This window comes from Collinsella sp. AF38-3AC (assembly GCF_003474365.1).
Taxonomy (GTDB): domain Bacteria; phylum Actinomycetota; class Coriobacteriia; order Coriobacteriales; family Coriobacteriaceae; genus Collinsella.
The window spans coordinates 252-8,734 of the sequence record NZ_QROM01000025.1 but is presented as its reverse complement, the minus strand read 5'-3'; the positions used below and the strand labels follow the sequence as shown (position 1 = coordinate 8,734).

Sequence of the window (8,483 nt, the reverse complement as noted above, 5' to 3'; positions counted from 1 at the left end):
CGTTCTTAGAGAGACAAACTTTAACTCGAATGGGGGGCAGGAGCCCGTCCGGTAGATGTCCGCCAGGATACGTCCCCGCAGCACCCGGTCCCCGGGGTCGCACCCGCGTACCTTGAGAGCCGCATAGCGATAGGAGAGAGATGGAAGATACTTCTTCCAGACTCGATTCTTTTCTGCGATTTATCAGACAGAATGATAGCAATCATTCATCCGATCCAAACAAGAAGAATTCACTTATCAAATGAGTGAGGAGCATCTGATCGCGAGCACAGTACATTGGCTGTGCCGCGGTATGAGATACCCGAATTGCGACATACGAGCGCTATTCATGATATCGATTAATTAACTTAATTAGCGACACGTGGATATCCCGCGGGCCCGGAGCGGTCCCGCAAGATACCACGGGCGCACGGCGGATGCCTTGGCACAGGGAGCCGATGAAGGACGCGGCAAGCTGCGATAATCCCCGGCGAGGAGCACACATCCTTCGACCCGGGGGTCTCCGAATGGGCGAACCCATCCACAGAGGTGTGGATATCCCCCCGCCGAACGCATAGGCGGGGGGAGGACAACCCGGGGAACTGAAACATCTAAGTACCCGGAGGAGAGGAAATCAATCTCGAGACTCCCCGAGTAGCGGCGAGCGAAAGGGGACCGATGGCCAAACCGTCGAGCGGGCATACCCGGCAGGGGTTCCGCCGGCGGGGTTGCAGGGCCGCGCATCCGGGGGCTGCCGCCCCCGGGCGCAGGTCCGGCTGGGGAGCGGAACGGCATGGGAGGGCCGGCCGCAGCGGGTGACAGCCCCGTACGCGAACCCAGACCGGACGGCGCGACGCGGTCCCTGAGTAGGGCCGGGCACGTGAAACCCGGTCCGAACCTGGGTGGACCACCATCCAAGCCTGAGTACTACCCTGTGACCGATAGCGCACCAGTACCGTGAGGGAAAGGTGAAAAGCACCCCGGGAGGGGAGTGAAACAGTACCTGAAACCGTGCGCCCACGAGCAGTCGGAGCACCTTTATGGTGTGACGGCGTGCCTTTTGTAGAATGAGCCAGCGAGTCGCTGGCGCGGGGCGAGGTTAACCGGAAGGGAGCCGTAGCGAAAGCGAGCCTTAACAGGGCGACTTGAGTCCCGCGCCGCGGACGCGAAGCCGGGTGAGCTATCCGTGGGCAGGCTGAAGCGGGGGTAAGACCCCGTGGAGGGCCGAACGCACGTCGGTTGAAAACGGCGGCGATGACCTGCGGATAGGGGTGAAAGGCCAATCAAACCCGGAGATATCTCGTTCTCCCCGAAATAGCTTTAGGGCTAGCGTCGCGCGTTCACCGCCGGAGGTAGAGCACCGGATGGACGAGGGGGCTTCGCCGCCTACCGAATCCAACCGAACTCCGAATGCCGGCGGCCCAGAGCGCGGCAGTCAGAGCATGTGGGCTAAGCTGTGTGCTCGAGAGGGAAACAGCCCGGACCGCCCGCTAAGGTCCCCAAGTTCCAGCCGAGTGGCAAAGGATGTGCGTCCGCCCAGACAACCAGGATGTTGGCTTAGAAGCAGCCATGCATTCAAAGAGTGCGTAACAGCTCACTGGTCGAGTGGACATGCGCCGACAATACACGGGGCTAAGCTGGACACCGAAGCGGCGGGATTTTGACTTACAGAATCGGTAGGGGAGCTTCCCATGGGCGGGGAAGCCGCCGGGCGACCGGCGGTGGAGCGCATGGGAGTGAGAATGCTGGCATGAGTAGCGAGAGACGAGAGAGTAACTCGTCCGCCGTGAACCCGAGGTTTCCTGGGCAAGGCTAATCCTCCCAGGGTCAGTCGGGGGCTAAGGCGAGGCCGGAAGGCGTAGCCGACGCGCAGCAGGCAGACATTCCTGCACCGCGCACGCGGCGCTACGACCGACGGGGCGACGGATGGGGGTGGCTCGGCGGGGTTCTGGACGTCCCCGTGATGGAGCGCGGCCCGCGGACCAGGGAAATCCGGTCCGCAGAAGGGCGAGGCTCCGGACGAAGCACTTAAGCGAAGCGAGTGAGCCCGAGGTCCCTAGAAAAACCCCTAGGCAGGCGCGTGCGCGCCCGTACCGCAAACCGACACAGGTGGGTGGGTAGAACATACCGAGGCGATCGGGTCAACCATGGTCAAGGAACTCGGCACAATGGCCCCGTAACTTCGGGAGAAGGGGTGCCCGCGCGTACGTGAACGGACTTGCTCCGGGAGCGGAGGCGGGCCGCAGTGGAGAGGCCCAAGCGACTGTTTACCAAAAACACAGGACTCTGCAGAAGCCGCAAGGCGACGTATAGGGTCTGACGCCTGCCCGGTGCCGGAAGGTCACGCGGAGGAGTTAGCGCACCGCGCGAAGCCCCGAAGCCAAGCCCCGGTAAACGGCGGCCGTAACTATAACGGTCCTAAGGTAGCGAAATTCCTTGTCGGGTAAGTTCCGACCTGCACGAAAGGCGCAACGACTTGGGCGCTGTCTCGACCATGGACCCGGTGAAATTGCACTGGTCGTGAAGATGCGACTTACCCGCGGAAGGACGGAAAGACCCCGTGAACCTTCACTGCAGCTTGGCATTGGCCGCTGGTCCCGCGTGTAGAGGATAGGCAGGAGGCACAGATCCGGAGGCGCCAGCCCCCGGGGAGCCGCCCTTGGAATACTGCCCTCGCGCGACCGGCGTCCTAACCCGAGGCCGTCACCCGGCTCGGGGACCGTGCCAGGCGGGCAGTTTGACTGGGGCGGTCGCCTCCTAAAGGGTAACGGAGGCGCGCGAAGGTCCGCTCGGGACGGTCGGCAACCGTCCTTTTGAATGCAAGAGTACAAGCGGGCTTGACTGCGAGGCCCACGAGCCGAGCAGGTGCGAAAGCAGGCTCTAGTGATCCGGCGGCCCCGAGTGGGTGGGCCGTCGCTCAACGGATAAAAGGTACTCCGGGGATAACAGGCTGATCTTGCCCAAGAGTCCACATCGACGGCAAGGTTTGGCACCTCGATGTCGGCTCATCGCATCCTGGGGCTGGAGCAGGTCCCAAGGGTACGGCTGTTCGCCGTTTAAAGCGGTACGCGAGCTGGGTTCAGAACGTCGTGAGACAGTTCGGTCCCTATCCTCCGTGGGCGCAGGAGAATCGATGGAGGCTGCCCCCAGTACGAGAGGACCGGGGTGGACGCACCTCCGGTGAACCGGTTGTCGACCAACGGCACGGCCGGGTAGCCGCGTGCGGCGCGGATAACCGCTGAAGGCATCTAAGCGGGAAGCCGTTCCAGGGATTAGTTCTCCTTCCGGTAAGGGCCCAGGTAGACTACCTGGTCGATAGACGGCAGGTGCAAGGCTGGCGACAGCCTCAGCCGAGCCGCACTAATCGCCCGAGCTCTTCCGGAACCGCACCTCGCGGCCCGCGGGACCTAGCGCTCATGCGCGGTCCGGGCACGAGGATGCCCCCGAGTCGACTCCTCCTATGCGCCATGCGGCCCCCAGGGCACGCAGATATCGACCCAGGACACCGTAACGGTGGGCGCCGCCCACCGGTCAGCGGCCAGAGCATGGGGGGCACGCCCGGTCCCGTTCCGAACCCGGAAGCTAAGCCCCATCGCGCCGAGAGTACTGCGGGGCCAGCCCGTGGGAGGCCAGGGCGCCGCTGACCGGTGGACGGCACCGAGCCGTCATCGAAATGAGAAGGGGGAGGCCTCGCGGCCTCCCCCTTTTTTGCGTTCGGGCGGTTAAGCTAACCTGCGACCCTTTAGGTCGCGTCCATTTGAGACATCCCTTTGGAGAGCCTGCAACGGGGTGCCTTCGGGCGCTCCGTTTTGCCATCAATTAGGCATGGTGCTGCTGGGTGTGCCCCTGTGTACTCGTGGTCAGACCGTAAACACGCTCAGCAAAAAACCTGAGTGAATTGCACGCTCAAAAGCGATGCACCGGCTGAAGGTTTCGTACCGCTCGCCGGAATCATACACGCGTTATCTTGACGTGAAGGCGACTGTATACTATAAAAGTATATGCATGACGGGTTGTTATCTCTAGGGAGCATGGCCGTCTGCGTTTTGCCCGGTTTGGGTACGTTAGATATACAAAGGCACATAGCTTCGGGTGTCACTCATTTGGGGGCATGACCGTAGATGGTTTATCCATCGGGTCATGCCCCCATTTTGTGTTCCTGTGCAGTTTGCGCCTGATATGATGAAGAGAGGGGGTGCGCATCTATGCTGGCGATCAGAAAGCTCAATAACAATGCCGTTGTCTGCCGAGACAGCTTAAACCGTGAGGTCGTGGCGCTGGGTAAGGGCATCGGCTTTGGAGGAGACTTCCCACGGGAGCTCGACATGGCAGCTATCGAGCGGACGTTCTACAGCGTCGATACCAAGGGGCAGCGCATCATGCAGGACCTGCCCGCGGACGTGCTTATCTTTACGGCAAGGGTCATGGACATTGTTACCAATGAGCTTCCCTATGAGCTAAGCCCCAATGCGGTTTTGATCATGGCCGACCATCTTTCCTTTGCGATTGCGCGCCAAAAGAAGGGCATTCGCTTCGACATGACGTTCGCCTATGACGTGCAGCAGCTTTACCCGCTCGAGTTCAAGATTGGTCGATATATCGTGGCACGTCTGCGGCAAGAGATGGGCGTAGTGCTTCCGAACGAAGAGGTTGCCGGCATTGCCATGAACCTGGTCAACGCCAAGACGGGTACCGAGGTGGAGGCATCAAGCAGCCGTGCGTGTTCGTTTGAGCAGCTGCTCAATGAGGTTACTGCCATCGTCGAGCGCGATTTTCGCACGATTATCGATCGCGATACATTTGAATACTCGCGCTTTGCCACGCATGTGCAGTATTTATTTCGCCGTATCCAGGGCGGAGAGAAAATTAGCAGCGCTAATTTGGCACTCTACGGCAACTCGCGGGAAGAATTCCCCGAGCTTGCGAGCTGTATCGACCATATCAGCGGCTATATTGAGCACTCGTGGGGCACGCGGCTCACTGACGATGAAAAGCTCTACCTTTTGCTCCACGTCAACCGCGTTTGCTCGCAGCAAAACCAGGACCAGAACCGTTAATCAGAACGGACTAGAAGGATTGTAACCTGTGCTAGGGCAGGGCATGACCTCCGTGTACGACGATAAATGTCAACTGTGCCGAGGCTATTCGGCATGTAAGGAGGAACCATGACAAACGATCGAAAACTTGCCAGCAAGATCATCGATACCGTTGGTGGCAAGGAGAACATTTCCAACGTGACGCACTGCATGACGCGCCTGCGTTTCGTGCTTAAAGACGAAGGGCTCGCGTCGGATGATGCCTTGAACGCCATCCCCGAGGTCATCAGCGTGGTGCGTGCCGGCGGGCAAGTCCAGCTTGTGATCGGCCCGACCGTCGACAAGGTGTACGACGCCGTTTGCAAGGAGGGCGGCTTTGATGCGCAGAAGGCCATCGACGAGAACCTCGACGCCCCAAAGCTTCCGTTCAAGGAGCGTTTCGCGCCCAAACGCATCGGCAACCTCATCTTGGATGCGGTGAGCGGATCGATTGCTCCCATTCTGCCGATCTTCTGCATTGCGGGAATCTTTCGCATGTTCACCATTCTGCTCGGACCGGAGGGCGCGGGTTTACTCTCCGAGGAGAGCAACATGTACCAGCTCTTCACTCTCGTGGGCGATGCGGCTTATTACTTCCTTCCGGTCTTTGGCGCCTATGCGGCGGCAAAGAAGTTCAAAACGAGTCCGGTGCTCGCGCTCATGACCGCCGTCATCATGATTCACCCGAGCATGCTCGCCATCGTCGAAGAGGGTGCTCCCTTCGACGTGTACGGCATTCCCATGACGCTTGTTAACTACACGCAGTCGGTGCTGCCGATCATTCTTATCGTGTGGGTTCAGTCCTACGTCGAGGGCCTCATCAAGAAGTTCTGCCCGGATATGCTGCGAATCCTTGTGATTCCCGTGGGAACCATGCTTATCATGCTGCCGCTGGCGCTGTGCGTCTTTGGGCCGGCAGTCTCCTTCGTTATGGGCATCATTGCCAATATCATCATCTGGCTCGGCGCAAATGCCGGGCCGCTGTGCGGCCTCGTGGTCGGTGCAACGTGGAACCTCGTTATTGCCACTGGCATGCATGTGCCCATCCTTACCGCTATGATGCCTGGCTGGCTCGAGGTTGGTTATGACGCTGTGTGCACTCCGGGTACGACCGTGGTGGTCTACGTGACCTTTGCCGTTGCGCTTGCATATGGCATTCGCGCTAAGGGCAAGGCAAACCGCCAGCTCGGTTGGACTACGCTTGCCACCTATGCGCTCGGTCGCGTCTCAGAGCCCATTATTTACGTCATTCTCCTGCGCGATAAGAAGGCCCTTGCCTGGTCAATGATCGGTGGCGCGGCAGGCGGTCTTGTGTGCGGCCTGCTGAATGCACGCATTTTCATCTTCTCGGGTGTTGGCTTCCCATGGATGAACGTTATCAAGTTCAGTCAGGATATCGTCCCCGGCGCTATCGGCTGCTTCATTGGTTTTGCGGTGACCTTTGCCCTCTGCATGGTCTTTGGTTTTGATAACCGCGAAGCTACCGAGAAAGACGCCGAGGACGCCATGGAAGCCTAAGCGCTGATTCCGCATGAGGCGATCTCGGCGCGGGATCCCCTCCCGATGCCTAAGTCCCATGCGCTCGAAACGGACCGCTCGTCGCGAGGCGGGCGGTCCATTGTCAATCTAAGTAGAGGAGGGTCTCATGCCACTACGTTCTGATTTTCTCTGGGGCGGAGCACTTGCCGCCAACCAATGCGAAGGTGGTTTTGACCAAGGAGGTCGAGGTCTCGCCAACGCCGACCTGCTTCCCTTTGGTGAAGGGCGCATTGCTGTTATCCGGGGTGGCGATGTGCCCCTCGAGGCTGAGCCGGGGCGCTATTACCCTGCACGCGAGGCCATTGATTTCTATCATCATTACCGAGAGGATATCGCGCTCTTTGGCGAGATGGGTTTCAAGGCGCTGCGCCTCTCGATTGCGTGGAGCCGCATCTTCCCCAATGGTGATGACGCCGAGCCCAACGAGGAAGGCCTTGCATTTTACGAGGATGTATTTCGCGCCTGTCGTGAGCAGGGAATCGAGCCCGTGGTCACGCTCAACCACTATGACATGCCGATGCACCTCGTGACCGCGTACGGTGGTTGGCGAAACCGGGCTCTTGTCGAGTTTTTTGAGCGGTTTGCACGGACTGTCTTTACGCGCTACGCCGGACAGGTGCGGTACTGGCTTACCTTTAACGAGATTAACATCATGACGTCGGCCTGTTTTATGGGTGCGGGCATCATCTTCCACGAGGGCGAGGATCGTTATCGCTCCATATACTCGGCGGTGCACCACGTGCTTGTGGCGAGCGCGCGGGCGGTGCGCGCATGCCACGAGTTTGTTCCTGGAGGGCAGATCGGGTGCATGCTCAACGCGGGGATTTACTACCCCGCTACGTGCAATCCTGCCGACATCAAGGCGGCACAGGACGAGAACCGTAAACATTATATGTTTACGGACGTGCAGGTGCGCGGAGTATATCCCTGTTACGTACTCAAGGAGTACGAGCGTCAGGGGTTCAAAATTCCTTGGGACGAGGATGACCGCGAGGTGCTTGCTGCCAATACCGTTGACTTCGTTTCGTTCTCGTATTATTCCACGCGCGTGGTCGAGGCGAACGCGGAAGGCAAATACGACTCCAACCTCCTCAAGAGTGCGCCCAATCCCTATCTCAAGCTCGAGCCTTGGGGACGCTTTATCGACCCGTTGGGATTGCGAATCACCATGAACGATGTTTACGACCGCTATCAAAAGCCGCTCTTTATTGTTGAGAACGGCCTCGGCGCCGTGGATGAGCCCAATGAAGAAGGTTATATAGAGGACAACTACCGTATCGAGTATTTGCGTGCCCATTTAAAGGCTATGAAAGATGCGGTGGAGGAGGACGGCGTCGACCTCATGGGTTACACGTGCTGGGGTCCAATTGACCTTGTATCAGTAGCAACAGGCCAGATGAGTAAGCGTTACGGCTTTATCTACGTCGATTTGGACGACGAGGGAAATGGCACACGAAAGCGAACGAAGAAGAAATCATTTGATTGGTATAAAAAGGTGATCTCCTCAAATGGAGAGGACCTGAGCTAGCAAGATGTAAGGCTGCGCTTGCTGCGGGCATGACTTATCCAAGCTGAAGGTCTGTATAGGAAATAGCGGAAGATGAGCGCACGCTAAACGTGAGAGTAGATAAATGTAGGAAATGTGTGCGCCCAGATTCCCGCCCCCGGGGCCCCTCCGGTCTGGCAATATATCTCCTTGCCGCGCGGCCCGGTCGAACCGGATCAGCCGCGCAGGCGTGCACCTTGAGAACCGGATACTGCGAGGATGGACACATTCAGTGTCGCATCCGGGCAGACATCGAACCATTTGAAATGGTCTGACTTGGATTTGTTTTTCGCAAGGCCGCCGAGAGGCGGCCCCGAGAAATTCCTTTTCCTATCAAACAGAAC

General features: G+C 59.0%; 3 protein-coding genes and 2 rRNA genes. All 5 read left to right on the top strand.

Features of this window, described 5'->3' with window-relative positions; translation table 11 throughout:
* The first annotated feature begins 389 nt into the window (after positions 1 to 389).
* The 5 genes from DW029_RS10500 to DW029_RS10480 all read left to right on the top strand — a co-directional run bounded on the left by DW029_RS10500 (position 390) and on the right by DW029_RS10480 (position 8,121).
* A 23S ribosomal RNA gene (locus DW029_RS10500) occupies positions 390 to 3,363 on the top strand.
* Positions 3,364 to 3,509: 146 nt separating this feature from the next.
* A 5S ribosomal RNA gene (gene rrf, locus DW029_RS10495) occupies positions 3,510 to 3,625 on the top strand.
* Positions 3,626 to 4,184: 559 nt separating this feature from the next.
* Positions 4,185 to 5,036, top strand: coding sequence for a PRD domain-containing protein (locus tag DW029_RS10490; RefSeq protein WP_118346051.1), 852 nt, complete (start codon positions 4,185 to 4,187; stop codon positions 5,034 to 5,036).
* A 108-nt stretch (positions 5,037 to 5,144) separates the two neighbouring features.
* A complete protein-coding gene (locus tag DW029_RS10485) occupies positions 5,145 to 6,572 on the top strand; it encodes a PTS transporter subunit EIIC (RefSeq protein ID WP_118346050.1) in 1,428 nt (475 codons plus the stop codon).
* A gap of 127 nt (positions 6,573 to 6,699) precedes the next feature.
* On the top strand, positions 6,700 to 8,121 hold the full coding sequence (locus DW029_RS10480; RefSeq protein WP_118346049.1) for a 6-phospho-beta-glucosidase: 1,422 nt from the start codon (positions 6,700 to 6,702) through the stop codon (positions 8,119 to 8,121).
* The last annotated feature ends 362 nt before the right edge of the window (positions 8,122 to 8,483 follow it).